This window comes from Paraburkholderia nodosa DSM 21604, assembly GCF_000519185.1.
Lineage (GTDB): Bacteria > Pseudomonadota > Gammaproteobacteria > Burkholderiales > Burkholderiaceae > Paraburkholderia > Paraburkholderia nodosa.
In genome coordinates this window covers 41,322-66,650 of record NZ_JAFA01000028.1, presented here as the reverse complement: position 1 = coordinate 66,650, position 25,329 = coordinate 41,322, and the positions used below count along the sequence as shown (strand labels likewise).

The following is a 25,329-nucleotide window of genomic DNA, read 5'->3' as shown; positions in this document are numbered from 1 at the left end:
ACGCTACGCGGCGGCACGCAGGCAACACGCGAGCAGTCCGTCGCGCAGCATCGCTTCGGTCTCCGTATCGATGAAGCCGATGAAGACGAGGACGCTCTCTGCGCCCGGCGCATGCTCGCCCTGTGTGGGTTGCGTCATGCGCAGCCGGCGGCCCGCGACCTGGCACACGCGCGTGCTGACGCGGCCTTCTGCATCCACCACGCGCACGAAGCCTTTTGCACGCAGGATCGTGCGCGGCAGCGCCTTGAGCCACGCGCGCAGGCGCCCCTTCTCCAATACGCCGGGCGCGGCGAGCGCCACGCTCGTGAAGGTGGGGAACACGCTGGCGCCTTGCCCGAGCGGCCGGTGCTGCCAGCGGCCGGCATCGGCGAGCGCGCGCGTTTGCGGCGCGCTGGCGTCGAACAATAGCGCGAGCGGCACGCGGCCGTAATCCGCGGGCACGACGATATCGGTCGCGGCGAGCGCGCGCACGTCCGAGACGGCGCGCTCGCGCGACTCGGGCGCGATGAGGTCGAGTTTCGCCACGATCACCGCGCTCGCGCTGTCGATCTGCTGCTGCGCCATCGCGCCGACCAGCGGATCGACCAGTGTGCGCACGAGCTCCGGCGCGTCCACGACCACGAGCACCGCCGTGAGACGAAACGCGCTGTTGAGCAGGCCCACCTGAGCGATCTTCGCCGGGTCCGACACACCGCTCGCTTCGATCAGCAGGAGGTCCGGGCGATCCTCGCGCGCGGCGAGGCGCGCGAGTGCATCGACGAGCGCGCCGCCGATCGTGCAGCAGATGCAGCCGTTGTCTAGCTCGATCACGTCGTCGCTGCGCGCGCGCACGAGCCGGGCGTCGATATTCACGGCGCCGAAGTCGTTGACGAGCACCGCAATGCGCTTGCCGTGCGGCGCCTCCAGCAGATGGTTGACCACCGTGGTCTTGCCCGCGCCGAGGTAGCCGCCGATCACCGCGAGGTCGATGGGCGCGCGCACGGTCGGCGGCGTGGCGGCGGAATTCATCGCGGCGCGCGCATGACGCGTCCGCCGAGCACCGTGCCCCATACCGGCACGTCTTTCAGGCGCTCGGGCGCACAGGTGCTCGGGTCTTCGTCGAGCACCGCGAAGTCGGCGAACTTGCCCACCTCGATGCTGCCGATCAGGTGATCGAGGCGCAGCGTGTACGCGGCGCCGAGCGTGATCGCGTGCAGCGCCTCATCGACCGTGAGCCGCTCCGCCTCACCCAGCACGCGCCCGCTGGCCGTTTCGCGCCGCACCGCGCACCACGCGGTAAACAGCGGGCTCAGCGCCGTAATGGGGGCGTCCGAATGCAACGCGCAGGGAATGCCCATGCGCTGCGCCGAGCCGGCCGGGTCCATGCGGTTCGCGCGGTCCGGGCCCATGGTCTGGCTGTAGTGCGCATCGCCCCAGTAATAAATGTGGTTCGCGAAGAAGTTCACGCACAGGCCCAGCGCCCGGATGCGCCGCAATTGCGCCGCGTCCGCCATCTGGCAGTGCTGCAGCGTGTGCCGGTGGTCGGGCCGCGGATGGCGCGCGAGCAGCGTCGCAAGCGCGTCGAGCACGACCTCGGTCGCTTCGTCGCCGTTCGTGTGGATATGCAGTTGCAGCCCTGCGCAGTGGTACGGCTCGAACACCTCGACCAGTTGCTCGGGCGGAATCAGCCACAGGCCGTTGGGCTGCCCGCCCGCGTAGCCAGGCCAGCGCACGCGCGCCGTGAAGCCCTGTATCGAGCCATCGACGATGAACTTGACCGGCCCGAAGCGCAGCTTGTCGGTATTGCCCGCCATCGCCTCCAGCACACCGGCCGCGCGCTGCGCGGGATTACGCTGCGGCGCGAACGCGGGCACGATGCGCACGGGGTAGTCGGGGTCGGCCGTGACGCTGTGCAAGGTCCGGTTGCCCTCGGGCGAAAGGTCGTTGACGAGATCGGTCGCGGTCGTCACGCCCGCGAGCTGCGCGACGCGGCCGAAGTTCCAGACCGCGTGCGGCTTCTCGCTGGCCGCGATCGCGAGCTTGCCGCCAATCACCTGGTAGATCGGGAACATCGCCGCGAATTCCTGCAGCTCGCCCGTGGGCTGGCCCTGCGCGTCGCGCGCGATGCCGTCCACGTCGGTGTCCTCGTCGATGCCGGCGAGCGCGAGCATCGCGCTGTTCACGTTCATCAAATGCACGCTCGCATGGAGGATCGCGATCGGGCGGCTCGCCGAGACCGTATCCAGTTCGCGTGTCGTCAGACGGGCCGCGCCGAAGTAGATCGGATCGAAGCCCCACGCGAGCAGCGGGCCGTCGTCGCTCATGGCGCGCTCGGCTTCAGAGAGGCGTTCGAGCACCGCGTCGAGCGTGCGCAGCCCGTGCCACAGCTTGCCGTCCGGCCCGCGACGGTCGTAGTAGCCCACGTAGACCGCATCCCATACTGCGCCTTCCATCAGGTGGCAATGGCCTTCGACGAGCCCGGGCATCAGCACCTTGTCGCGCAGCGTGTCCTCGCGCGCGCAGGCGCCGAACTGCGCCTCCCAGCGCGCGGCATCCTCGCTCGTGCCGACCGCGAGAATGCGCCCTTCGCGCACGGCCACGTGGGTCGCATGCGGCTGGCAGGGGTTGAGCGTGAGGATGCGGCGCGCCGCGAAAACCGTGACCGGCTGACCGGCAGACGAGGACGAGGACGAGGCTTGCGGATTCATTGACAGGCTCAACTCCTATGAATGACGGTGCAGCGGATCGGGCATGGCATAGCGCCGCCCGGACGGCCGCAACAGAATATGTCCCACGAAGACGACGAGTACGTTCACGCCAAGGCATACGAGCCCGAGATTGATGCCGCCGAAGCCGATATGCAGCGCGTAGCACACGATCGCGAGGCCCTGCCCGCAGACGATGCCGGCCGCCACCGCGCCCGGCCGCACCTGGCGCCCGGCGAGCAGGATCAGCATGCCGGGCAGGAACTGCGTGATGCCATAGTAGGTCGTGTTGATGAGCGAGAGCATGAGGTTCGGCGTGAGCAGCGTGGTGGTGATCGACACCACCAGATACGCCACGATCACGAATTTCGCGGTGCGCTTCTGGCGCGCCTCGGGCAGGTTCGGAATGAGGTTGCGCGTGACGATCGGCCCGATCGCGAGGCAGATGCCCGCCAGCACGAGCAGCCCCGAGAGCGCGGCGCCCGCCGCGACGAGGCCGAGCAGCCAGTCGGGCAGCAGGTGGACGGCGGCCGCGAAGAACGCGTCGTTGGGCGAGGCGAGCTTGAGGTTCGCGCTGATCGCATAGTACGAGGCCACCACGAGGAACGGGTACATCATCATGTAGAGCGGCATGGCGATCTGGGTCCGGCGGATCGTGTTGGGCCCGCGCGCGGTGAAGAAGCCCTGCGCCGCAAACGGCATCATGTAGAAGCCGAGCGACTGGAACAGCATCGTGCTCATGGAGAAGCGCAGCTGCGGCGTCGTCATCGCGTTGCTCACCTGGTGGCTCGCGGCATGGAACACCTCGCGCGTGCCGCCGGCCATCCACGCGGCGGCCACGCCCGTCACGACGATCGCGAGCAGCATCAGGATGTCCTTGAGCACGGCGATCCAGGCGGAGGCGCGCACGCCGGAAATGGCGATGTAGGTGAACGCGAGCGCGGCGCAGACGACGATCAGCCAGAACGGCTGAACGTGCCAGCCGAGTCCCTTGAGCGCGGAGACGAGGCCCGTGAACTGCAGTTCGCCCCAGGGGATCAGGAACAGGATGGACGAGCCCGCCACGATCAGCTCGAGCACGCGGCTGCGATAGTGGCCCTTGAAGAGGTCCGCCTGCGTAATGGCGTTGTGCTGCTTGCCGGCCTCCCAGATGCGCGGCCCGATGAAATAGCCGATGGGGTAAGCCAGCAGGATGTAGCCGAGAAACCAGATGCCATAGGTCGGCCCTTTCGCATAGATGCCGCCCGGAAAGCCGACCATCGTGCCGATACTGTAGATCTCGCCGGCCGTGAGGAAGAACACGAGCGCGACGCCGAACTGGCGCGACGCGACGAAGAAGTCGTGCACGCTCTGCTTGCTGTGGCCGCGCCGGGAGCGGATGGCGAGATACAGCGAAAAGGCGATCAGGAGCGAGAAGACGAATGTGGACATGCGCGGCTCTCCAGGGTGGAGACGGTGGGAGGGGCGGCGGTGGCGCGCGGATGCAGTCTGCGCAGCCGGCGCTCGCTAGTTCTCGTTCTCGTAGCGGTGCCGGTCGAAGAAATGCCAGCAGGCAAAAAGGCACCCGGAGGTCACGAGGAACCACGCGAAGATCCACGCGTAGATGAAGGGCACGCCGAAGACGTAGCGGTCCTGCTGCGCGGCCACCCAGGGGAGCGCGCCGATGACGCCCAGAAAAGGGAGGCCGATTCCGATCAGATACCTGAGCATCCTTGTCTCCTTTTGGGGGCCTGGACGCCCTGCTCCGGTCACGAGCAAGGCCGGCCAGGCCGTCTTGTTGTACCGAGTATCGGCTGACAAAAACGCGCGCGGCTAGTGCCAGACGCGCCTTATCGTTGAGTCCAGGTCGCGTCCGGGCCGGCGCCGCCTCGTGCCGACGCCGCCCAGGCGCCGCGCCGATAGCTGAGATAATGAAACCGCCCCAGCCTCAAACCCCACCCCAAGGAGCCACTGTGAGCCAATCCGCATCCTCGTCCGCCCCCAATCCAGTACGCCGTGTCGCGTTCCTGGGCCTCGGCGTGATGGGCCATCCCATGGCCGGTCATCTCGCCAAGGCCGGGCTCGACGTCACGGTCTACAACCGCACCGCCGCAAAGGCCGCGCAATGGGTCGCCGAATACGGCGGCCGCGCGGCCGCCACGCCGCGCGAAGCGGCCCAGGGCGCCGACCTGGTGCTCGCCTGCGTCGGCAACGACGACGACCTGCGCAGCATCACGCTCGGCGCGGACGGCGCCTTCGCCGGTATGACGCGCGACGCCGTATTTGCCGACCATACGACCGCCTCCGCCAACGTGGCGCGCGAGCTTTCGGCGAGCGCCGCCGAACATGGCCTGCATTTCATCGACGCGCCCGTGTCGGGCGGCCAGGCGGGCGCCCAGAACGGCAAGCTCACGATCATGTGCGGCGGCGAAGCCGCGGCCTTCGAGCGCGCGAAGCCCACGCTCGCCCACTACGGGGCGGCCGTGACGCTGGTGGGCGCGGCGGGCGCCGGCCAGCTCGCCAAGATGGTCAACCAGATCTGTATCGCGGGCCTCGTGCAGGGGCTGTCCGAGGCGATCAACTTCGGCGAGCGCTCGGGGCTCGACATGGCGCTCGTGCTCGACGTGATCGGCAAGGGCGCCGCCGCGAGCTGGCAGATGGACAACCGCGGCCAGACCATGATGGCCAACAAGTTCGACTTCGGTTTCGCCGTGGACTGGATGCGCAAGGACCTCGGCTTCTGTCTCGACGAAGCGAAGCGCAACGGCGCGGCGCTGCCGGTTACCGCGCTCGTCGACCAGTTCTACGGCGACGTGCAGCGTCTCGGCGGCAGCCGCTTCGACACGTCGAGCCTCATCTGGCGCCTGCGCAAGCTCGACGGCGGCGCATAAGGCGTACGTGGGCGGCGGCTCCCTGAAGGCCCCGGAAGCCCCCGGAAGCCTTCAGGGCCGCCGCATGCACTGCCTCACACCCTGCGAGGCTCAGCGCCACCAGCGCAGCGGGCGCCGCAGCGTATGCCGTTCGAGCCGCACCGTCGGCATGCTGTCGAGGAACGCGAACGCCCCGGCCTCTTCCGGGCCCATGCGCCGCTCGCGTTCCTCGTCGGCCTCGACCGTGCGCGAGGTATCGATGAAGAGCGCCGCGACGATGCCCAGCGCCAGCAACCCGGCCGAGATCATGAACGGCACGTTATAGCTGCCGGTGTGCTGGATCAGGTAGCCGAACACGACCGGCGACACCATCCCCGCAATGCCGAAGCCCGTGTTCATCATGCCGCCCGCCGTACCCGCGTACTTGCCGGCGATATCGAGTGGCAGCGTCCACAGCACCGGATTCGTGATCTCGAGGAAGAAGAACGAAGCGGAGAGGAAGAGCACCGCGACCATCGGGTTCGCGACGGACACCATCGGCAGCAGGAAAGCGAGCGAGCCGCCCATGCCGGTCACGAGCACCGCGCAGCGCGCGAAGCGCAGCCGGCCCGTCCACTTGAAGAGCCGGTCGGAGATCACGCCGCCAAGCGTGTCGCCCACCACGCCGGCGAGCAGCGGCAGCGCCGTGAAGAGCGCGATCTGCTTGAGGTCGAAGCCGCGCGACTCCTTCAGATACGACGGCAGCCAGGTGAGATAGACCCACAACAGCCAGCCATAGCAGAAGTCGACGAACGTGACGAGCCACATGCGCCGCACGAGCTTGCGCCACGGCGTCGCCGCGCGCTTCGCGCGGTCGCAGTCGCCCTTGCAATAGCCGATCTCGGCGGTCTCTTCGGGCGTGACGCGCCGGTTCTGCTCCGGCGAGTTCGTGAACACGAAGAGATAGAGCACCGTCCACATGAGGCTCACGATGCCGAGCAGGATGAACGCGTCGCGCCAGCCGCCCGCCACCACCACCGCGAGCACGAGCGGCGGCGTGACCGCGCCGCCCAGGCGCGCGAAGCTGTGCGTCACGCCCTGCGCGAAACCGCGTTCGCCCACCGGCATCCAGTACGTGAAAGCGCGTGTGGCCGTCGGAAACGCCCCGCCCTCGCCCACGCCGAGCGCGAAGCGCAGCCCCACGAGCATCGCGACACTGCCGGCAAAGCCCGTGGCGAGCGTGGCCGCGCCCCAGATCAACGAGAGCACGGTGAGCACGAGTTTCGGTCCGAACTTGTCCGAAAGCCAGCCGCCAATGATCTGCATGACGGCATAGGGATAGGCGAATGCGGAAAATACCAGGCCGAGCTGCACCGCGCTCAGGCCCATTTCATGGCGGATCAGCGGTCCCGCGACCGCGATGTTCACGCGGTCGATGTACGAGATGAAATACATCAGACACATGACCGCGAGAATGATATGGCGCGTCTTGACGCGCTGCGCGTGCTGCTTCATGTCGTCGTCTCCTGAGTCTCTCTTTTGTGTCGCCGGGTCGGATGCGCGCGTCGGCGCGCGAAGCGCGTAGTCGCGTATCAGCCCGAGGGCGTCACGAGCTTCAGCCGCTGGACCTTGCCCGAGGGGCCGCGCGGCAGTTCGTTCACGAAGCGGATCTCTTTCGGCGTCTTGTAGCGGCCCAGTTCGCGCAGGCAGTGCTCGCGCAGATCGTCCGGGTCGGGCGCGCCCTGCCAGTGAGCCTCGCGCGCAACCACGAACGCGACGATCTCCTGCCCATAGGCGGGATCGGGCACGCCGACGGCCGCCGCGTCGAGCACGCCCGGATGGCGCAGCAGCGCCTCGTCGATCTCGCGCGGCGCGATGTTCTCGCCGCCCTTGATGATCAGTTCCTTCGAGCGGCCGTTGATATAGAAGTAGCCTTCGTCGTCGCGATAGCCAAGGTCGCCGGTGCGCAGCCAGCCGTCGGCGGTGAACGCCTTGGCCGTGTCCTCGTGGCGCTTGTAGTAGCCGCACATGACCTGGGCGCCGCGCAACACGATTTCGCCGCACTCGTTCGGTCCGCATTCGCGGCCGTCACGATCGATCACGCGCGCTTCGCCGCCCGATGGCAGGCCGATGCTGCCGATCCGGCGCCGCGATGCATCGTACGGATTGCTAAAGACCGGCGCGGCAGTCTCGGTCATCCCCATCGTTTCGATGACGCCAATGCCGAAGCGCGCCTCGAATGCGCGATGATGGTCGGCGGGCAGCGCGGCAGACGCGCTGCGGCAGAACTTGAGCGCCGAGAGGTCGAGCCCGCGCGGTTCGTCGCCGTTGAGGAGATAGGCGACGATGGTCGGCACCACGTTGATCCACGTGCAGCCGTAGCTGGCGGCGTCGCGCCAGAACGTGCGCCCGGAGAAGCGCGGCGTGAGCACGACCGAGCCCGCGTGCCAGAGCGGCGCAAGCAAGGTCACGACGAGGCCGTTGATGTGATAGAGCGGCAGCGATGCCAGCACGCGGTCGTCGTCGGCGAGCCGGTGCTCGAGGCTGATGTTGCGCGCGTTCGCATGGAGGCTTGCGTGGCTGAGCAGCACGCCCTTCGGCGCGCCGGTCGTGCCCGAGGTGTACATCAGGAGGGCGATGTCGGCAGCGTCGGGCCCGGGCTGGGTTTCCACGGGCGGTGATTCCAGCACCGGAAGGCCCGCGAGGCTCGACGCCGGCACGGCGCTCGCCACATCGGCGGCCGCCGTTTCGAGCGCGGGCAGCACTGGCAACGCGACGGCATCCGGTTCCGTACGCACGAGCGCGATGTTGCGCGACATGCCCTGCTCGCGCAGCGCGGCGAGCGCCGCCGCGAGCGCGACGCTGGTCTGCGCGCTCGCGAAGATCATCCGCGTATCCGAATGCTCGACGATATAGGCAAGCTGGGACGCCTGGCAAAGCAGGTTGAGCGGATGCGCGATCAGTCCGCTGTACATCGCGCCGAGCAGCAGCGTGGCAGTCTGGATGCCGTTGCCCATCAGGACCGAAACGACGTCGCCCGGCTTGAGGCCGGCGTCGCGAAAGCGGCTCTCGAGTGCGCGGCAACGCTCGAGCAGCGCGCCGAAGGTCAGCGTCGCGCCCGCCGCCGTGGCGCTCCCGGCGACTGCGCCGGCGTCTTCCGTAGCGCCTTCGTCGGGCGCCGCCAGCAGGAAGGGCTTGTCGGGGTACTGTGCGGCGCGTGCTTCGATCAGCGCGCGGATCGTGGCGGGCGCGCTCATTGGCCGAACCTCCGGAAATAGTCGCCGAGCAAGGTGTCGAGTTCGGGAACGTGCTCCGCAATCGGGTACGCCACGCGCGTGATGTTCAGGTACTGCCGAAAGCCGAGATTGTCCGAAAAGTTGTTGCGCCCCCAGGTCCCGCAGCCCATCGAGAGCGAGAACGGCAGGCCATTGTCGAAGTTGCCGCCCGTCGCGAAACAATGCGCCTGGTTGACGATCACGCGCGCCACCGGCAGCGTCGACCCCAGCGTCACGGCTTCGTGCGGGTCCTCAGTGTGCAGGCCGACCGAGTGACCCGCGCCCATGTACGCGTAGAGGCTGCGCACGATATCCGCCGCTGCGCCGAAATCGCGCGCGCGGTAGACCGTGAGCACAGGCGCGAGCTTTTCGCCCGAAAACGGATGTGCCGCGCCGAAGCCGCTCTCCTCGACCATCAGGAACGCGCTCTTCTCGTGCGTCGCCACCTCTTCGAGGCCGGCAGCGCGCGCGATCTGCACCGCGGATTTTGCGGTGCAACGCGACGAGAGCTTGCCGTCGGTCCACATCGCCGCCTGCAATTGCGCCTTTTGCTGCGCGTCGAGCAGCACGCCGCCACAGGCGGCGAGTTCGTGCAGCATCGCGTCGTAGACTGCCTCGTCGATCACGACGCTGTTCTCCGACGAGCAGCTCGTCGCGTAGTCGAAGGTCTTCGACGCGGCGATCTTGTGCGCCGCATCGCGAAGGTTCGCCGTGCGCGTGACGATCGACGCCACGTTGCCGGCGCCCACGCCGAAGGCCGGCGTGCCACTGGCGTAGGCCATGCGCACGTTGGCCTGCGAGCCCGTCGCGACCACGAGGTCGGCTTCGCGCATCAGCGCGGCGGTTGCGGTCTTGTCCACGGGCGCGGGCAGCATCTGCACGAGCGCCGGGTCCAGCCCCGCTTTGGCGAACTGCGCATGGATGAAGCCGATGAGCGCCTCGCACGCGCCATAACCCTTCGGCGAGGGCGCGACGATCACCGCATTGCCGCATTTGAGCGCGTTGATGATCTTGTTGGCGGGCGTCGCGGCCGGATTGGTGGAGGGCGTGATTGCCGCGACCACCCCGACCGCGCGCGCGATTTCGACGATGCCCGTGGCCTCGTCACGCGCAATCACGCCACAGGTCTTTTTCCCATGCAGGTCGCGCAGCAGCCCGAGCGTCTTGCGGTAGTTCTTGCGGAACTTGTCGTCGGCGTTTCCGAGCCCTGTGTCGCGCACCGCCAGTTCGGCAAGCTCGCGATTCCGGCCGGGCTCCATGATCGCCCACGCGGCCGCCGCCGCAGCGGTATCCAGGGTTGCCTGCCCGGCGAACTCGAAGGCTTGCTGCGCCGCACGCGCACGCGCCACGAGCGCGGCGATCTGCGGCGCGGGCGCTTCGGGTTTGCCCGCACCGGCGGCATTGGCAACGGTCTCTCTCACATTCATCGGCGCGCTCCGATCAAATAATTGGCTGTACTGCCAATCTATTCATCGGCGCGTGAATGCGAGTCCCGATTCCCGCACAATCGGTGACACACGGCCAGGGAGCCGCGGAATATGCGATTTTCGGGACTTTCACCAGTCCCGAAAATCGCACCGAGCGATGCACAATGACGGGAAAGCTAGCGTCGACCGCACAAGGCAACCGACGCAGGAGACAAGCGTGTCCACATCGAACCAATCGAATGCGGCGGCGGTCCGCGCGTTCCGCGTGCTGGAAACGCTAGCCCAGGCGGGCCATCCTTTGGCGATGATGGATCTGGTGGAGGCGCTCGGTTTGCCCAAGCAGACGGTGCACCGCATCCTGACCCAGCTCACCGACGCGTGGCTCGTCACACGCGGCGCCAACGACAAGCTGTACGAGTGTTCGGCACGCGTGAGAATGATGGCGGTGAACGTGCTGATGCATGCCGGGCCGGCGGCCGCGCGGCATCTGCTGCTCGAACAGCTCGTCGAAAAGATTGGCGAGACCTGCAATCTCACCATGCTCGCGGGCAATGACGTGGTCTATGTCGACCGCGTGGAGACCGAATGGCCGCTGCGCATGCACCTGCAGCCGGGCTCGCACGTGCCGCTGCACTGCTCGGCAAGCGGCAAGCTGCTGCTGAGCTTTCTACCCAAGGAGCGGCGCGACCGCATGATCGACACGCTGCCACTGCGCGCGCATTCGGAGCAAACGATCACCGACCGCGAAGCGCTGCGCAAGGAGCTGGCGGTGACACGCCGCCGGCAGCTCGCGATCAACAATCAGGAGCATTTACAGGGCTTGATCGCGATCGCCGTTCCCGTGATGCTGGACCGCAACCGTGCGTGCGCGGCGATCGCCGTCCAAGCGCCTGTCGGGCGCGTCGCGCTCGACGACCTGCTCGCCTTCGTGCCCGACCTGAGGCATGCCGCAACCGAAACCGCGAAGACGTTCCGCGAGTAAAGGGACGTGGAGCGCTCGACTTACGAACGCTGATAGTAGAGATTCTGCGGATGCCGCGCTTCAGCAAAGAAAAACCAGCGCTCCGCCACCAGGCCCGCGTACTGGATCACCGCCGCCACGCAAAACACCGCGAACGATAGCCCAACGGATCGGATGCCGCCGCCGATCGCCACGAGGCAGAAGGGAGCGAGGAACGCCGCGATCAGGAACGTCCACTTGATGCGTCTGAGCGCGCGGGGTGTCTTGCCGTGAAAGAACTCGCGCAGATTGAAGGCGCCCGCCGTAAACCCGCGCGACTTCTGCTCGACGCGTTCCGCGCGAATCCCGGTCGCGCTTTGCACGGTCGATTTCGGGCGCAGGCGCGCATTGCGGACAAGCGAGGCCGTGCGCGACGCGCAGCCCGCCAGCGTCAACACGCATGCGCAGACTGCAAGCGGCACCGCCATGGCCGGTGCGAATCTCGCGGCGCACGCGGTCGCGAGCGTGAAGCCGGACGCGCAGCCGAGCAATACGAAATTGACCAGCGTGAGCGGCGTCGCCCATTCCTGGAGAAAGCGCAGGCACGCGTAGATCATCGCGGTGCACACGAACAGCAGCAGGCTCGCAACGACAGCCACGCCCCCTATTGCCAGGGAATACGAGGCCCCTAGCAGGTGCGCGAGACCGTAGGCGAACGTGCAGGCCAGAAACGCGGGAAGACAAAGGCATTCGCGCGACAGCCACGAGGTGCGCCACATCGCAATGGCCCGCCATGCCCGCTCGGGATGGCCGAGATGAAAGAACGACGCAACGAGCCCCAATGCGCCCAGTGCGCACGAAAGCGCCGTACCGACGACATAGAACATCGCCGGAACCGCCGCCACATCGCCGAAGCCAAGCCGTTGCGCCAGCTCCACGCCGACGAGCGCGATCAGCAGCCCCTGGCCCGCACCGCTCAGCGTCGTGAGAAACACCACTGAAAATGCCGGATTCATACCGTTCTCCACTCTTCGATTCGGCGCGCGCCATGCGAGCACGCGCAGACGAGCTCACACGCGCGTTGCGATTGACGCGAGATTCAGCGCGCCGTGTTCGGCCTGCGTTTCCAGCGTATCGGTGTCTCCCGCGCCCGATGTCTTGCACGAACACGAGCCGCTGCTGCAGGACGTCACCGGTTGGCGCGGTAAATAGTGATTCGACGGCCGGGTTCCCCACTCGGGCATCAGCTGATAGCCGCCGCGTTCGCGGATCGCCTTCGACACGACCGACTCGGGATCGTGAATGTCGCCAAAGAGGCGCGCCGAGGTCGGGCACGCCAGCACGCACGCGGGCTTGCGGTCGCGCTCCGGCAGCGCTTCGTTGTAGATGCGGTCGGAACACAGCGTGCACTTGGTCATTTCCTTGCGCGCTTCGTCGATTTCCCGCGCGCCGTAGGGGCAGGCCCACGCGCAGTACTTGCAGCCGATGCAGCGGTCGTAGTCGACCAGCACGAGGCCGTCTTCCTTGCGCTTGTAGCTTGCCCCGGTCGGACAGACCGGCACGCACGGCGGGTCCTCGCAGTGCAGGCAGGACTTGGGGAAATGAATGGTGTCGGCAAGCGGAAACTCGCCGGCTTCGAACGTCTGCACCCGGTTGAAGAACGTGCCCGATGGATCGGCGTCATACGGGCGAAAGTCGGCGAGACTGCCCGCCTCGCCCGACGTGTTCCATTCCTTGCAGCTCGTCACGCAAGCGTGGCAGCCCACGCAGACGTTCAGATCGATCACCAGCGCCATCTGTGTCATCGCATGCTCTCCGTTTCACTTGCGTTGCGCGGCCTTCGCAAGACGCGCGGCAAACTCGCCGCGCCCGGCGAAATACGTCTGCACGACGCGATGGATGATGCCCCCTGCCCCCGAGCCGACGGAGCCGGGCAGCGCCGGCATGGGGGCGAACTGCGGCAGCGTGTGGTCGGCGTGAGCCTCTGCCGGATAGATGCGCACGCGCACGTCGTACCACGCGGCTTGCCCCGTGACCGGATCGGAGTTCGACGTGCGCGTGTGACCGGCGTGCTTGACGGGAATTTCGTCCGCGATCAGGTGGTTCAGCAGGAAGCCGCGCTGCGACTCGTTGGCCTCGGGTCCGAGATTCCACGCGCCCGCCGACTTGCCGATGGCGTTCCACGTCCAGACCGTGCCCGGCTCGACCGCTTCGCTGTAGCGCGCGAGGCACCGCACCTTGCCCCATTGCGATTCGACGTAGATCCAGCCGCCGTCCTCGATGCCCTGCGCCGCCGCCGTGCGCGGATTCATGTACAGATAGTTCTCGCCATGAATCTGCCGCAGCCAGGCGTTCTGCGAGTCCCACGAGTGGTACATCGCCATGGGACGCTGGGTGACGGCCGCGAGCGGATACTGCGCGTGATCGGTCGTATCGTGTTCGAGCGGCGGGTGCCAGAACGGCAGCGGATCGAAGTACCGTTCGATGCGCGCGCGCAAATGCTCGGGAGGCTGCCGGCCCTTCGTCTTGCCCTGCGCGGCGAGCCGGAACTTCTGCATCACGTCCGAGTAAAGCGCGATGACGATCGGCTCGTTGAACTTGCGGAAGCCCTTTTCGACGGCGAAGTCCAGATAAGGCCCGTTGCAGTTGCGCATGTACTGCAGCGACTCGGGCAGCGTGTAGTGGTAGACGCAGTTGTGCTTCGCGTACTCCTCCCACTGCCGCGGGTTCGGTTCGCCAACCAGCGCCTTGTCGCCGTCCTTGCCGCGCCAGCCGATCAGGAAGCCCACGCCCGAGCCCGGCGCCGTCTGGTGATTGATGATGAAGTCCGGATAGTCGCGGTATTTGCGCGTGCCTTCGGGCGTCGTGAACGCCGGCAGTTTCAGGCGGCTCGCCAGCTCGACGAGTACTTCCTGGAACGGCTTGCATTCGCCCGTCGGCGGGACGACGGGCACGCGCACGGAATCTACCGGACCGTCGAATTCGGAAATGGGCCGATCTAGCATCGACATCGCGTCGTGGCGTTCGAGGTAGGTCGTGTCGGGCAGAATCAGGTCGGCGAATGCCGTCATCTCCGACTGGAACGCATCGCACACCACGATGAACGGAATCTTGTACTCGCCGTTCTCGTGCTTGTCGGCGAGCATCTTGCGGACTTCCATGGTGTTCATCGACGAATTCCACGCCATGTTGGCCATGAAGATCAACAGCGTATCGATGGGATACGGATCGCCGCGCCACGCGTTCGTAATGACGCTATGCATCAAACCGTGCACGGCGAGCGGGTACTCCCACGAAAACGCCTTGTCGATGCGCACGGGCTCGCCCTTGGCGTCGATAAACAGATCTTCCGGCGCGGCGGGCCAGCCCAGCGGACCGTTCGCGAGCGGCGTGTTCGGCTTCACGTCGTCCGGGCTGTTGGGCGGCTTCGCCGAGGGCGGCACGGCGCGCGGATACGGCGACTTGTGCCGGAAACCGCCGGGCCGGTCGATGGTGCCGAGCAGCGACATCAGCACGGCGAGCCCGCGTATCGACTGAAAGCCGTTCGAGTGAGCGGCGAGCCCGCGCATGGCGTGAAAGGCAATGGGCGCGCCCGTCACGGATTCGTGAGTCTCGCCCCAGGCGTCGGTCCACTGAATCGGCAACGTGACCTTCTGATCGCGCGCGACATCGGCCATTTCCTGGGCCAGCCGGCGGATCGTGGCTGCGGGAATGCCGGTGATCTCCGCCGCCCACTCGGGCGTGCAGTCGGCAACCTGCTCACGCAGCAACTCGAACGACGGCGCGACGGCCGTGCCGTCCGCGAGCGTATAGCGCCCTTCCAGCGCGGGGCGCACGCCCGGCGCGTGATGCGGCACTTCGCGCTGGCTCGCGGCGTCCCACCACAGGTGGTTCTGCGGAAAGAGCCGATTGCGCGCTTCCACTGCGGGGTCCTGCACGAACAGGCCGTACGTATCGCTGTCGGCGCGCATATCGAGCAGTTCGCCGGCATTCGTATAGCGCTCGACGAACTCGCGGTCGTACGCATTCTGTTCGATCAGTTCACGCATGAGCGCCATGAACAGCGCGCCATCCGTGCCGGGACGGATCGGCACCCACTCATCGGCGATTGCCGCGTAGCCCGTGCGGATCGGATTGATGGCGATGAAGCGGCCGCCCGCGCGCTTGAATTTCGAAATCGCAATCTTCAGCGGATTCGAGTGATGGTCCTCTGCCGTGCCGATCATGAAGAACAGCCGGGCGCGGTCGAGGTCCGGTCCACCGAATTCCCAGAACGAGCCGCCCATCGTATAGATCATGCCGGCCGCCATGTTCGCCGAGCAGAAGCCGCCGTGCGCCGCATAGTTTGGGGTGCCGAACTGTTTGGCGAACAAACCCGTCAGCGCCTGCATCTGGTCGCGGCCCGTGAAGAGCGCGAATTGCCTCGGGTCGGTCGCGCGCAAATGCGCGAGGCGCTTTTCCAGCATGTCGAACGCGGCTTCCCAGGAGATGGGCTCGAACTGGGCGGTGCCGCGCAGGGCGTCCGGTTTGCGCAGCAGAGGCTGCGTGAGGCGCGCCGGCGAATACTGCTTCATGATGCCCGACGAGCCTTTGGCGCAGATCACACCCTGATTAAGCGGATGGTCGGGATTGCCGTCGATATAACGAACCTCGCCGTCGCGAAGATGCACGCGTATGCCACAGCGGCACGCGCACATGTAGCACGTCGTGGTCTTGACCTCGAGCTTCTCATTCTGCGTGCGGGGCTGATGTTCCATCGCTCCTCCAGATACGCTTGCGGTGGGGCTGCACAAACGCTGTGCCGACAATGAATATCGTATAAATGTGCGGCCAATAGAAAAACTCGCAATTTGCGATCTCATTCATCAGCCCGCCCGATAGTTGCGGGCGGCGCGCGTGGCTTGACGTCTGGATTCGGGACTGGACGGGGCTGCGGGGAGCGAGGCCGCTCGGCGGCAGAGCGCTTTACGCGCGGACGAGAGGGGCTTGCTTCACTTCATGAGCGAACAGGAGATTGACGATTTCCCGTGTCGGCACGCTGGTGATCAGTGTAGATATCTTCTGGGGACGAAACCATCGGCACCTTAAAATCTCGTTACTCGGCGCAGGTCTCGCGTCGTCGTGCAGCACGGAGAAAAAGACGTGGTGCCGCTTGTTGAGCCCGCCGAACTGGAACAGGTAGCCCAGCTCGTAGCCCTCGAGCGTCGTTTCTTCGTTGAGCTCACGCACAGCAGCGTCCGCCGGCGACTCTGCGCGCCGAATCGTGCCGCCGGGCAGCGACCATCTCGATCGCCCCCGTTCGACGAGGAGAATCCGTCCTCGCTGCCAGCACACGATAGTTGCTCGTTCTTTCATGCTTCGCGTTTCATGACAGACGCCATCTGTATCGTATGAGCCGATTGTTGCCCGCCCCGGTGCGCCCGTTCGATCGCCTGGCGCACCCTTGGCAGGGGGCAGCAACGATCGAGCCCGAAGTCAGGGCGATACGGGGTCGGTACTAAAAAGTGCATCGAGGAGGTTCGACGCCGGGCGGTCCGCGAGCCGCGCCAGCGACTCGACCATGCGAACCTGGCAGTCGGCGAGCGCGATCGCGCGGACGCCCGGCGAGCCACCGAACTCCGTCCGCGCGATGACACCCACGCCAACGCCCTGCGTAATCGCGGTTTGCAATGCTTCGCGGCCTTCCACGTACAGCACGGGACGCACTTGCAGGCCCTTGCGCACCAGTTCCGCTTCGAGCAGTTGCTGCTGCGCATGCTGCATGGCTCGGTGACCGGCAGCTTTCACCGCGCTCAGGCCCTGCTCGTGTCGGGGCGGCCGCAGACCGCGGCGCAGCTCATCGCCGACAAGCAGGCGCTGAGGCGGCTCGAGCGATCGGCGCGCGAACGTCACCTCGAACGGCTGCGCGACGGACAGCCGGACAGCATGGCGTCGAGTTCGCTGCATCTCGACGTGCTGCGCGATCTCTTGCGCATCCAGTCGCACATTTGCGCGCTCGCCTATCCCCTGCTCGAACGCGACAAAGCGGATGAGGCGGCAGCGCAGGCTTGAGCGGGCGAGCATGCGCCGCTCGCCAGGCGGTTCTTATACGGGCGCGATTGCCGGTTGCGGTTGGTGATTCAGTGCCATCCACTCGCTGAAGAGCTTCACCTTCGGCTGATGCGCCACGCACTCGGGATAGACAAAGTAATAGCGCGCGCCCGTTTCGATCACCTTGTCGAACGGCATGACGAGCCGCTTCGCCACGAGGTCGTCATCGACCAGCGTCCGGTCACCGATCGCAATGCCGAAGCCTTGCATGGCCGCGTTCGTCGCCAGATCGAGAGTTTCGAAACTCGGCCCCATGTTCGCGTCCACCTGGGTCGCGCCGACCTGATCGAGCCATTGTCTCCAGTCACGGTGGTCTCGCGTCGGGTGCAGCAACGTGAATTGCGAGAGATCGTCGAACTGGGCGAGCGGCTTGCTGTTCAGCAGTTCCGGCGCGCAGACCGGCGTAATCTGCTCGTCGAACAGCGGCACCGCGTGAACATCGGCCCCTGGGGACGAACCGTAGATGATCGCGGCGTCGAACGGCTCGGCCTGGAAGTCGACGTCATGCTGCCAGGTTGCCGTGATCTGCACCAGCAAGTCGGGGTGTTCGCCCTGAAACCGCATGATTCGCGGCAACATCCAGCGCATGATGCAGGTCGGCACCTTCATGGCAAGATCCGTGCGCTGCCGCGTCAAGCGCAGCGACATCTCCTCGATGCGCGCGAGCCCCTCCTTCACGACGGGCAGCAGCATCTCGCCTTCGGTCGTCAGGGTGAGCCCCTTCTTTCCTCTGATGAAAAGCGGAAACTTGTAGTAGTCCTCCAGCGCGAGGACCTGCCGGCTCACCGCTCCCTGCGTGAGACACAGATGTTCGGCAGCACAGGTGAAGCTGCGGTGGCGGGCAACCACTTCGAATACCTGCAGTGCGTTGAGTGGAGGAAGGCGTCGCATGGGATTCGCGTTTCCGGTTTGACGGAAGCGGGCTAGTGAAGGATCTTTGAAAGGAAGTCCTTCGCACGGCTGGACTTCGGCTGTGCAAAGAACGCCTCCTTGAGATCGTCTTCGACGATACACCCCTGGTCCATGAAGATCACGCGATTCGCCACCTTCTTCGCGAAGCCCATCTCATGCGTGACGCACATCATCGTCATGCCTTCCTGAGCGAGTTCGACCATGACGTCCAGCACCTCGTTGATCATCTCTGGATCGAGTGCCGAGGTTGGCTCGTCGAACAGCATCGCGATCGGGTCCATCGACAACGCACGGGCGATCGCAACACGCTGCTGCTGACCGCCGGAGAGCTGGCCGGGAAACTTGTCCGCATGAGCGCGCAAGCCGACGCGTTGCAGCAGCCCCAAGGCCTTTTGGGCGGCCTCGTCCTTGCGTCGGCCAAGCACCTTCACCTGTGCGAGCGTGAGGTTTTCGGTAATCGACATATGCGGAAATAGTTCGAAATGCTGAAAAACCATGCCCACTTTCGAGCGCAGCTTCGACAGATTGGTCTTCCTGTCGCCAACCGACTCGCCGTTGATCCTGATCTCGCCGTTCTGAAACGGTTCGAGGCCATTGACCGTCTTGATGAGCGTCGATTTTCCCGAGCCCGACGGGCCGCATACCACGACGACTTCGCCTTTTTTCACTTCCGTCGTGCAGTCGGTGAGCACCTGGAACTGACCGTACCACTTCGATACGTTGCTAATGGTAATCATGTGGAAACCTGCTTCTGAAGAGCGTTGAAGTTCATGCGTTCAGCGGTGACGGGCACGCTGGTAGCGGCCTTCGAGCACGCGCGCATACCACGTGAGCGGAAAGCACATCGCGAAGTACAGCAGTGCGACCATTGCGTAGATCGGGAACGGGCGAAACACGGCGTTCGTGATCATGGTTCCGGTCTTGGTCAGCTCGGTCAGGCCGATGATCGACGTGAGCGCCGTACTCTTCACCACCTGCACGAGAAAGCCGACCGTGGGCGGCACGGCGATCTTCCATGCCTGCGGCCAGACGACGTAACGCAGTTGCTGAGGCCATGTCATGCCGAGACTGGCCGCGGCGCTCCACTGCCCTCGCGGCACGGCTTCGACGCACCCGCGCCAGATGTCGGCCAGGTAGGCGCTCGTGTAGAGGGTCAGCGTCACCGTTGCGGCCAGCCACGGCGAAACTTCGATTCCCACGAGCGGCAGCCCGAAGAACGCGAGAAAGAGCTGCATCAGCAGCGGCGTGCCTTGAAACAGCTCGACGTACAGCACGGCGATGCGGCGCAGCCAGGCCAACGGCGACACGCGCATCGCCAGCAGCACGAGGCCCGCGATGCCGCCTCCCACGAACGCGCAAAGCGAGAGCAGAACGGTCCAGCGCGCGGCCAGCAGCAGATTGCGCGCGATATCCCAGAGAGTGAACTCGACCATTACGAACGCTCCTTCGAAAGGCTGGATGCGGCCATGCGGGCGCGACCGGAAAACCACGAGCGCAGGGGGGCGCGTGAGGCGCCGGTGCCGCGCGCCGTGCGTCCGGCGAAGAGGCCCTTGCCGAGCCGGTTGATGAGCAGCCGCAGCACGATCGACAGCAGGAGATAGATCACCGTGACGATCACGTAGCTCTCGAACGAGCGGAAGTTGCGCGACTGGATGAAATTGGCTGCGTACGTCAGGTCGGGCACGGAGATCTGCGAGACGACGGCCGAGCCGAGCATGACGATCAGCACCTGGCCCAGCAGCGCCGGGAAGACGTTGGCGAGCGCCTGGGGCAGCACGACGTGGCGGAACACCTGCCGCCCCTGCAAGCCGAGCGCCATTGCCGCCTGGCGCTGGCCGCGAGGGATCGAGTCGATGCCGGCGCGCACGATCTCGGTCGCGTAGGCCCCAAGATTAACGGTCATCGCCAACACCGCCGCCTGCATCTCGTTGATCTGCACACCCAGACCCGGCAGCCCGAAAAACACGAAAAAGAGCTGCACGAGAAAAGGCGTATTGCGGATCAGCTCGACGTAGGACGCAACCAGCGCGCGCACCCACCTCGGGCCCGCGACGGCAAGGCTCGCGCCGGCAATGCCGAGCAAGCCGCCCAGCACGGTCGAGACCGCCGTCAGGCCTAGCGTCACTTCCACGCCGCGCGCCAGCATGCCCGCGTAAAGACCGAAGTCACTAAAGTCGAATGTGTAGGTCATCGCTGCGCCGTCTGTCGTTAGGTAAGCGGAAGCCGGAGCGCATCAGAGACTAGCCGGCAGCGGAGCGCGCAGCCACTTGAGCGAGATGGCGTTCATCGAGCCGTCCTTCTTTGCGGCCGCGATGGCGTCGTCGACCTTCTGCTTCAGACGCGGCTCGTTCTTGTTCAGGCCCACGTGATCTGGAGAGCTGAACAACGAGAACTTCTGCTCCGGATCGTTGGCGGGATGACGAGCCATGATGGTCGCGCCAACATCGTTGCCAACCACGAGCAGTTGGGCCTGACCGGACAGGAATGCGGAAATCGCGCCGTTCGGGTCGTCGAAGCGCTTGATGACCGCGGAGGGCGGCGCCACCTTGGACACACTCAGATCTTCGAGCGTGCCGCGCGCGACGGCGACCGTCTTGCCAGCCAGATCGCCCGCATTCTTCACCGGCAGCGATTTCGGACCGAATACCGCGAGATAGTACGGCGCATACGGCTGCGAGAAGTCGATCACCTTCGCGCGCTCAGGCGTCTGGCCAACCGAGAGCAGCATGTCCGCCTTGTGATCCGCCAGATAGGCCATGCGGTTGTCGCCCGTCACCTGCACGAGTTCGACCTTCGCGTTCAGGGCCTTGCCAATCAGGTTGGCCACATCGATGTCGTAGCCCTGCGGCTTCATGTCGGGCCCGATCGATCCAAACGGCGGGTAGTCCTCGAATACGCCGACACGCACGACGCCCGACTTCGCAATCGTGTCGAGCGCGTCCGCATGCGCAAGCGGGGCGAACGCGCTGAGGCCGGCCATGCCGGCAAACGCGCAGGCCGCGATGGTGCGAGCCGCCAGGCGCTGCATGGGGTTCGTGGTGACGTGAGTAGTGTTCATGACAGGTGTCTCCTTCCAACGGCTTCTCTTTGGGGGTAAAAGGTTTCAACGCGGGGTTTCAGTGCGCGGTGTGCGCAGGAATCAGCCTGCACGCGTGGGCCGGCATCTCGGCCAGCACGGCCCGCCCCACTTCGAGGTCCGGCGTCTCGCGAGGCGTGGTGGCGGCCGTGAGCGTGAAGCCGTCGCAATCGATCGTCGCTTCGATCTGCGCGCCCACGTCGCGGACAAACGTCACCTTGCCGGCCACGATGTTCGGACCGCGATTCGCACTCACGGGCCGCACGCACACGTCTTCCGGGCGAATCAGCAGGCGGATGTCGCCCGAGCGCTCCGGCGTGCGCATGGCGGCATTGACGGCGATCCGCTGGCCGCCCGGCAGCGCGATGCCAGTGTCGGCTTCGAGCGTCACGGGCAAGATGTTGCCGAGGCCGATGAAGTCCGCCACGAATTCATTCACGGGGTCGCGGTAAATGTCGAGCGGCCTGCCGACCTGGGCGATGCGTCCTTTCTGCATCACGACGATCTCGTCGGCCATCGTCATCGCTTCGCGCTGGTCATGCGTGACCATGATCGTCGTGATGCCAAGCCGCTGTTGCAGCAGGCGAATCTCGACCTGCATCGCTTCACGCAGCTTCGCATCGAGCGCCGAGAGGGGCTCGTCGAGCAGCAGCAGCTTCGGCGACGAGGCAATTGCACGCGCAATCGCCACGCGCTGGCGTTGGCCGCCGGAAAGCTGCGTAACGGGCCGGTTCGCCATGTGCGGAAGCTGGATCAGTTCGAGCAGTTCCGCCACGCGCTTCGCTTGTGCGCTCTTGTCGACACCGCGCAAGCGCAGCGGATAAGCGACATTGCCGGCAACGGTCATATGCGGAAACAGCGCGAGCGACTGAAACACCATGCCGAAGTCGCGCCGGTTGGCCGGCACATGCGTGAGGTCGCGGCCCGCGAACATCACCGATCCGGAAGTCGGCGTTTCCAGGCCCGCGATGATACGCAGCAGGGTTGTCTTGCCGCAGCCGGATGGCCCGAGAAAACACACCAGCTTGCCGTCCGGAACGTTGAGATCGACGTGGTCGACCGCGCACGCGTTCTGAAAGCGCTTGGTGATGGCCTGCAAAGACAGATGGGTCATGAGAGTTCCTTTGTGCCCCGGGGGTCGCGTGAGAGGCGGCGATCAGAGCGCCACGCCTTCGTCGCCGACGAGCTTTTCGAGCAGCCAGATCAAGGCAAAGTCGATCAGCACGATGAAGACCGCGAACGAAAACACGGTTGGGTCGAGCGACGAAACGGTGCGGCTATAGAGCCAGACAGGCAGCGTCATCGTGTTGATGCCATAGAGGAAGAACGTCACCGTGAATTCGTTAAACGAAATGATGAACGCGAACAGCATGCCGGCGAGAATGCCGGGGCGCATGAGCGGCAGCACGACGTCAACGAGCGCACGCCGCGGACTCGCGCCCATCACGCAGGCGGCTTCCTCGAATTCCGGTCCGATCGACGCAACCGATGCCGCGCAGTTCTTCACCGTGAACGGCAGCGCCAGGATCACGTGCGCAATGACGAGCCGCCCCACGCCCAGTTCCACCGGCAGCACATTGAAGACGAGCAGCAGAGAAAGCCCCAGCATCACGAGCGGATAGACCAGCGGCAGCGCGACCAGCTGCTCGATCACCGCCTTGCCGCGAAAGCGGTAGCGCGACAGTGCGTAGGCAGCGGGCACGGAGACGGCCGTGGCGATGAACATCGTTGAAACCGCCACGATGAGGCTCGTCGTGAGCGCGGTGCCCATGGACAGCACGTCGCTCGCATCGGGCGACACGAAGGTGTGCCATGCAGCCCGGTACCAGTGCAAGCCGAAGCTCTGCGGCGGAAATTCGAGCGTGTCGGAATTGCCGAATGACATCGTGATCATCGTCAGAATCGGCAGCGCCGCGAGAAAGAGCACGATCGTCGCAAACAATCCGGTCACGCGGCTGAGCCGGCCGGGCATCGTCAGGGGGATGCGCAAGGCATTCATGAGCGGGACTCCGCGTGGCGTTGCAGGTTGCGCACGAGCCGCTGCGAGATGGCCATCACCGCAAGCGTCGCGGCCATCAGAACGACACCCGAGGCGGACGCGGCGGGCCAGTTCAGCAACGGCGCGACCTGATCGTGTACCAGCACGGCGAGCATCGGCACCCGGCGTCCGCCCAGCAGCAACGGCACCGCGAACGCGCTCGCGTTATAGGCGAACACGAGCAAGCCACCTGAGACGATGCCAGGCATCGCCAGCGGCAGCATCACGTGGCGCAGCGTCTGCCAGCGGCTGGCGCCGAGGGTAGCCGCCGCCTCTTCGTACGAGCGCGACACCGCGCGCATCGCGCTCGATATGGGAAGCACGGCGAGCGGAAAGGCCGTTTGAATCAGTCCGAGCAGCACGCCGTTCTCGCGATACAGCCACAGCACCGGGCGCCCGATCAAGCCGGTGGCCATGAGCACGTGATTGACGAGGCCCGCCGGCCCCAGCATCACGAGCCATCCGTAGCCCTGCAGCAGCAGGTTGACGAGCAGCGGCAGCAGCACGCCGGCCAGCAGGAGGCGCCGCGCGGTGCGCGACTGCGTGCGCGCCATCGCGAGTGCCACGGGAATCGCCAGCACGACGGCAACGATCATGCTCTGGAAGGCAAGCCGCAAGGTCAGCCAGAGCGAGCGCAGGAAGTAGGCGTCCCCGAGATCGACGTAATTCTGCAGCGTGAAGGCATGCCACTCGTTGCCTGGGAGGCCGAAGCTCATGCGCAGCACGGCGAGCGCCGCCGCGATCAGCACGGCGAGAAACGCGAGGATCGGTGCGAGCAGCAGCAACGGCGGCACGCGCGGCAGCGCCGTTGCGGTACTGTGCTGGGCCGTCGATTCCCCGGCAGGCGCCGGCGTGCCCGCGCGGCGTGAAGAGAGGGCTGACATGGCGCTCACGCGGAAAAGATCTCGGTAAAGCGCTTGATCCACGCAGGCTGCAACGCGGCGAGCGCCTTGTCGTCGTGAAGCACGGCCTTCTCGGCGATCTGCTGCGGCGACGGCACGAAGGCGCGGCTTTCGGCGGGAATGACCGCGCGCGAACTCACCGGACCGTTGAGCACGTCGGCAGCCATGCGGCCCTGCACGCCGGCATCGAGCGAATGATTGATGAAAGCGTGGATGAGATCGATATCGCCGGGATGTGACTTCGGAATCACCGTAAACATCAGCTGTGTCGCGAAGCCCTCTTTCATGCCGTAAGTCACGGCCATCTTGTACTCGGGCTTGCGGATCTGCTCCGGGAAGAATGCCGGCGCATAGATGCCGCCAATGTCGAGCGAGCCGGTGCGGAACAGATCGGCGACCTGGTTCGGGTTTTCGCCGAGCGTCAGCACACGGTCCTTCAACTGGGCGAGCTTTTTGAAGCCCGGATCGATATTCTGCTGCGAGCCGCCCGCCATCTTCGCCGCGATGATCGCCAGATCGACCGCTTCCGCCCACTCTGGCGGCGGCAGGAACAGGCGCCCCGCATACTTCGGATCCCAAAGGGCTTCGTACGTCGAGGGTGCGGTCTTCACGGTCGACGTGTTGTAGATGAGGCCGTCCGACCACAGCAGGTAGCCGACGCCGAATCCGTTGGCGCCCGTGCGGTATTGCGGCGCGACGTCTTTCAGGTTCGGCAGCTTGTTCAGGTCTGGCTTCATCAGCAGGCCCGCATCGGCGAGACCGGAAGCGCCGACCCCGGCAAGCGTGATCACGTCGTAGGTCGGCCGGTCGCCGGCCGCCTTGAGTTTCGCGACCATGCCGGAGGTGCCATCGGCGCGGTCGGCGATGACCTGTGCGCCGGTCTTCTGGCTGAACGTGGCGGCGATGTTGCGCAAGGCCGCCGCGCCGGTATCGTCGGACCAGGTGAGCAGCCGCAGGGTCTTGCCCGCGTAGCTCTTCTCCTGTGCCCTGGCAGTACTGATGAACGGCATGGGCAGCGCCGATGCCGCCAGAGCCGTGCCGATTGCCTGAATGGCCTGCCTTCTCCCCAGCTTGATCCCCTGCATGGTCGTCTCCTGATTGAACCGTATTGGCGCTGCCCAATGCGCGCTGCGATTACCAAAAATCACGCGAACGTG

Annotated in this window: 23 protein-coding genes and 1 pseudogene; 3 read left to right on the top strand and 21 right to left on the bottom strand. The window is 65.9% G+C overall.

What is annotated here, in order from left to right:
- Positions 1-3: 3 nt before the first annotated feature.
- The 4 genes from A3CW_RS0131320 to A3CW_RS0131305 form a co-directional block, all read right to left on the bottom strand.
- A complete protein-coding gene (locus A3CW_RS0131320; RefSeq protein ID WP_028207090.1) occupies positions 4-1,008 on the bottom strand; it encodes a CobW family GTP-binding protein in 1,005 nt (334 codons plus the stop codon).
- A complete protein-coding gene (locus tag A3CW_RS0131315; protein ID WP_028207089.1) occupies positions 1,005-2,687 on the bottom strand; it encodes an amidohydrolase in 1,683 nt (560 codons plus the stop codon). The genes A3CW_RS0131320 and A3CW_RS0131315 overlap by 4 nt, the downstream gene beginning before the upstream one ends.
- Before the next feature lie 15 nt (positions 2,688-2,702).
- Positions 2,703-4,115, bottom strand: coding sequence for a sodium:solute symporter family protein (locus tag A3CW_RS0131310; RefSeq protein ID WP_028207088.1), 1,413 nt, complete (start codon positions 4,113-4,115; stop codon positions 2,703-2,705).
- 75 nt (positions 4,116-4,190) lie between these two features.
- A complete protein-coding gene (locus A3CW_RS0131305; protein ID WP_028207087.1) occupies positions 4,191-4,394 on the bottom strand; it encodes a DUF3311 domain-containing protein in 204 nt (67 codons plus the stop codon).
- A gap of 242 nt (positions 4,395-4,636) precedes the next feature.
- Here A3CW_RS0131305 and A3CW_RS0131300 point away from each other — a divergent pair, with 242 nt between their 5' ends.
- A complete protein-coding gene (locus tag A3CW_RS0131300; protein WP_028207086.1) occupies positions 4,637-5,554 on the top strand; it encodes an NAD(P)-dependent oxidoreductase in 918 nt (305 codons plus the stop codon).
- 90 nt (positions 5,555-5,644) lie between these two features.
- Here the strand turns inward: A3CW_RS0131300 and A3CW_RS0131295 are convergent, their stop codons facing one another.
- The 3 genes from A3CW_RS0131295 to sauS all read right to left on the bottom strand — a co-directional run bounded on the left by A3CW_RS0131295 (position 5,645) and on the right by sauS (position 10,214).
- On the bottom strand, positions 5,645-7,027 hold the full coding sequence (locus A3CW_RS0131295; protein WP_028207085.1) for an MFS transporter: 1,383 nt from the start codon (positions 7,025-7,027) through the stop codon (positions 5,645-5,647).
- A gap of 77 nt (positions 7,028-7,104) precedes the next feature.
- Positions 7,105-8,769 (bottom strand): AMP-binding protein, encoded by a 1,665-nt coding sequence (locus tag A3CW_RS0131290; RefSeq protein WP_028207084.1) that lies wholly within the window; start codon positions 8,767-8,769, stop codon positions 7,105-7,107.
- Positions 8,766-10,214: an acylating sulfoacetaldehyde dehydrogenase gene (sauS, locus tag A3CW_RS0131285; protein ID WP_028207083.1), complete on the bottom strand. Its 1,449-nt coding sequence runs from the start codon at positions 10,212-10,214 to the stop codon at positions 8,766-8,768. Before sauS ends, A3CW_RS0131290 begins: the two co-directional genes overlap by 4 nt.
- Before the next feature lie 217 nt (positions 10,215-10,431).
- Between sauS and A3CW_RS0131280 the strand changes: the two genes are divergently transcribed.
- The gene (locus tag A3CW_RS0131280; RefSeq protein ID WP_028207082.1) at positions 10,432-11,196 is read left to right on the top strand and encodes an IclR family transcriptional regulator; all 765 of its coding nucleotides are present in this window, start codon (positions 10,432-10,434) and stop codon (positions 11,194-11,196) included.
- 20 nt (positions 11,197-11,216) lie between these two features.
- On the opposite strand, the gene A3CW_RS0131275 is transcribed toward A3CW_RS0131280, so the two are convergent.
- From A3CW_RS0131275 to A3CW_RS0131255, 5 genes and pseudogenes are all read right to left on the bottom strand, one after another.
- A complete protein-coding gene (locus tag A3CW_RS0131275) occupies positions 11,217-12,170 on the bottom strand; it encodes a dimethyl sulfoxide reductase anchor subunit family protein (RefSeq protein ID WP_028207081.1) in 954 nt (317 codons plus the stop codon).
- 54 nt (positions 12,171-12,224) lie between these two features.
- Complete coding sequence (locus A3CW_RS0131270) at positions 12,225-12,959, bottom strand: 4Fe-4S dicluster domain-containing protein (protein ID WP_028207080.1); 735 nt, start codon at positions 12,957-12,959, stop codon at positions 12,225-12,227.
- Positions 12,960-12,974: 15 nt separating this feature from the next.
- Positions 12,975-15,911: a molybdopterin oxidoreductase family protein gene (locus A3CW_RS0131265; protein ID WP_028207079.1), complete on the bottom strand. Its 2,937-nt coding sequence runs from the start codon at positions 15,909-15,911 to the stop codon at positions 12,975-12,977.
- A 208-nt stretch (positions 15,912-16,119) separates the two neighbouring features.
- Positions 16,120-16,509, bottom strand: coding sequence for an NUDIX hydrolase (locus tag A3CW_RS48125; RefSeq protein ID WP_035514512.1), 390 nt, complete (start codon positions 16,507-16,509; stop codon positions 16,120-16,122).
- 120 nt (positions 16,510-16,629) lie between these two features.
- Positions 16,630-16,908: pseudogene (locus A3CW_RS0131255) on the bottom strand (LysR family transcriptional regulator); the annotation flags it as partial.
- On the opposite strand from A3CW_RS0131255, the gene A3CW_RS0131250 reads away from it, so the two are divergent.
- Positions 16,897-17,205, top strand: coding sequence for a PhoU domain-containing protein (locus A3CW_RS0131250; RefSeq protein WP_245623786.1), 309 nt, complete (start codon positions 16,897-16,899; stop codon positions 17,203-17,205). The pseudogene A3CW_RS0131255 and the gene A3CW_RS0131250 overlap by 12 nt on opposite strands.
- 33 nt (positions 17,206-17,238) lie before the next feature.
- On the opposite strand, the gene A3CW_RS0131245 is transcribed toward A3CW_RS0131250, so the two are convergent.
- Genes A3CW_RS0131245 through A3CW_RS0131205 form a run of 9 tightly spaced genes read right to left on the bottom strand, consistent with a single transcriptional unit; the run spans position 17,239 to position 25,257 of the window.
- Positions 17,239-18,135: a LysR substrate-binding domain-containing protein gene (locus A3CW_RS0131245; RefSeq protein ID WP_028207076.1), complete on the bottom strand. Its 897-nt coding sequence runs from the start codon at positions 18,133-18,135 to the stop codon at positions 17,239-17,241.
- 32 nt (positions 18,136-18,167) lie between these two features.
- A complete protein-coding gene (locus A3CW_RS0131240) occupies positions 18,168-18,893 on the bottom strand; it encodes an amino acid ABC transporter ATP-binding protein (RefSeq protein WP_028207075.1) in 726 nt (241 codons plus the stop codon).
- A 39-nt stretch (positions 18,894-18,932) separates the two neighbouring features.
- Positions 18,933-19,589, bottom strand: a complete 657-nt coding sequence (locus tag A3CW_RS0131235; RefSeq protein ID WP_028207074.1) for an amino acid ABC transporter permease — start codon at positions 19,587-19,589, stop codon at positions 18,933-18,935.
- Positions 19,589-20,347, bottom strand: coding sequence for an amino acid ABC transporter permease (locus tag A3CW_RS0131230; protein ID WP_028207073.1), 759 nt, complete (start codon positions 20,345-20,347; stop codon positions 19,589-19,591). Before A3CW_RS0131230 ends, A3CW_RS0131235 begins: the two co-directional genes overlap by 1 nt.
- Positions 20,348-20,389: 42 nt before the next feature.
- The gene (locus A3CW_RS0131225) at positions 20,390-21,214 is read right to left on the bottom strand and encodes a transporter substrate-binding domain-containing protein (protein ID WP_028207072.1); all 825 of its coding nucleotides are present in this window, start codon (positions 21,212-21,214) and stop codon (positions 20,390-20,392) included.
- Between the two features lie 58 nt (positions 21,215-21,272).
- Complete coding sequence (locus tag A3CW_RS0131220) at positions 21,273-22,346, bottom strand: ABC transporter ATP-binding protein (protein ID WP_028207071.1); 1,074 nt, start codon at positions 22,344-22,346, stop codon at positions 21,273-21,275.
- A gap of 42 nt (positions 22,347-22,388) precedes the next feature.
- Positions 22,389-23,231, bottom strand: coding sequence for an ABC transporter permease (locus A3CW_RS0131215; protein WP_028207070.1), 843 nt, complete (start codon positions 23,229-23,231; stop codon positions 22,389-22,391).
- Positions 23,228-24,154 (bottom strand): ABC transporter permease, encoded by a 927-nt coding sequence (locus A3CW_RS0131210; protein ID WP_035514509.1) that lies wholly within the window; start codon positions 24,152-24,154, stop codon positions 23,228-23,230. The genes A3CW_RS0131215 and A3CW_RS0131210 overlap by 4 nt, the downstream gene beginning before the upstream one ends.
- Positions 24,155-24,159: 5 nt before the next feature.
- Positions 24,160-25,257: an ABC transporter substrate-binding protein gene (locus tag A3CW_RS0131205; RefSeq protein WP_028207068.1), complete on the bottom strand. Its 1,098-nt coding sequence runs from the start codon at positions 25,255-25,257 to the stop codon at positions 24,160-24,162.
- Between the last annotated feature and the right edge of the window lie 72 nt (positions 25,258-25,329).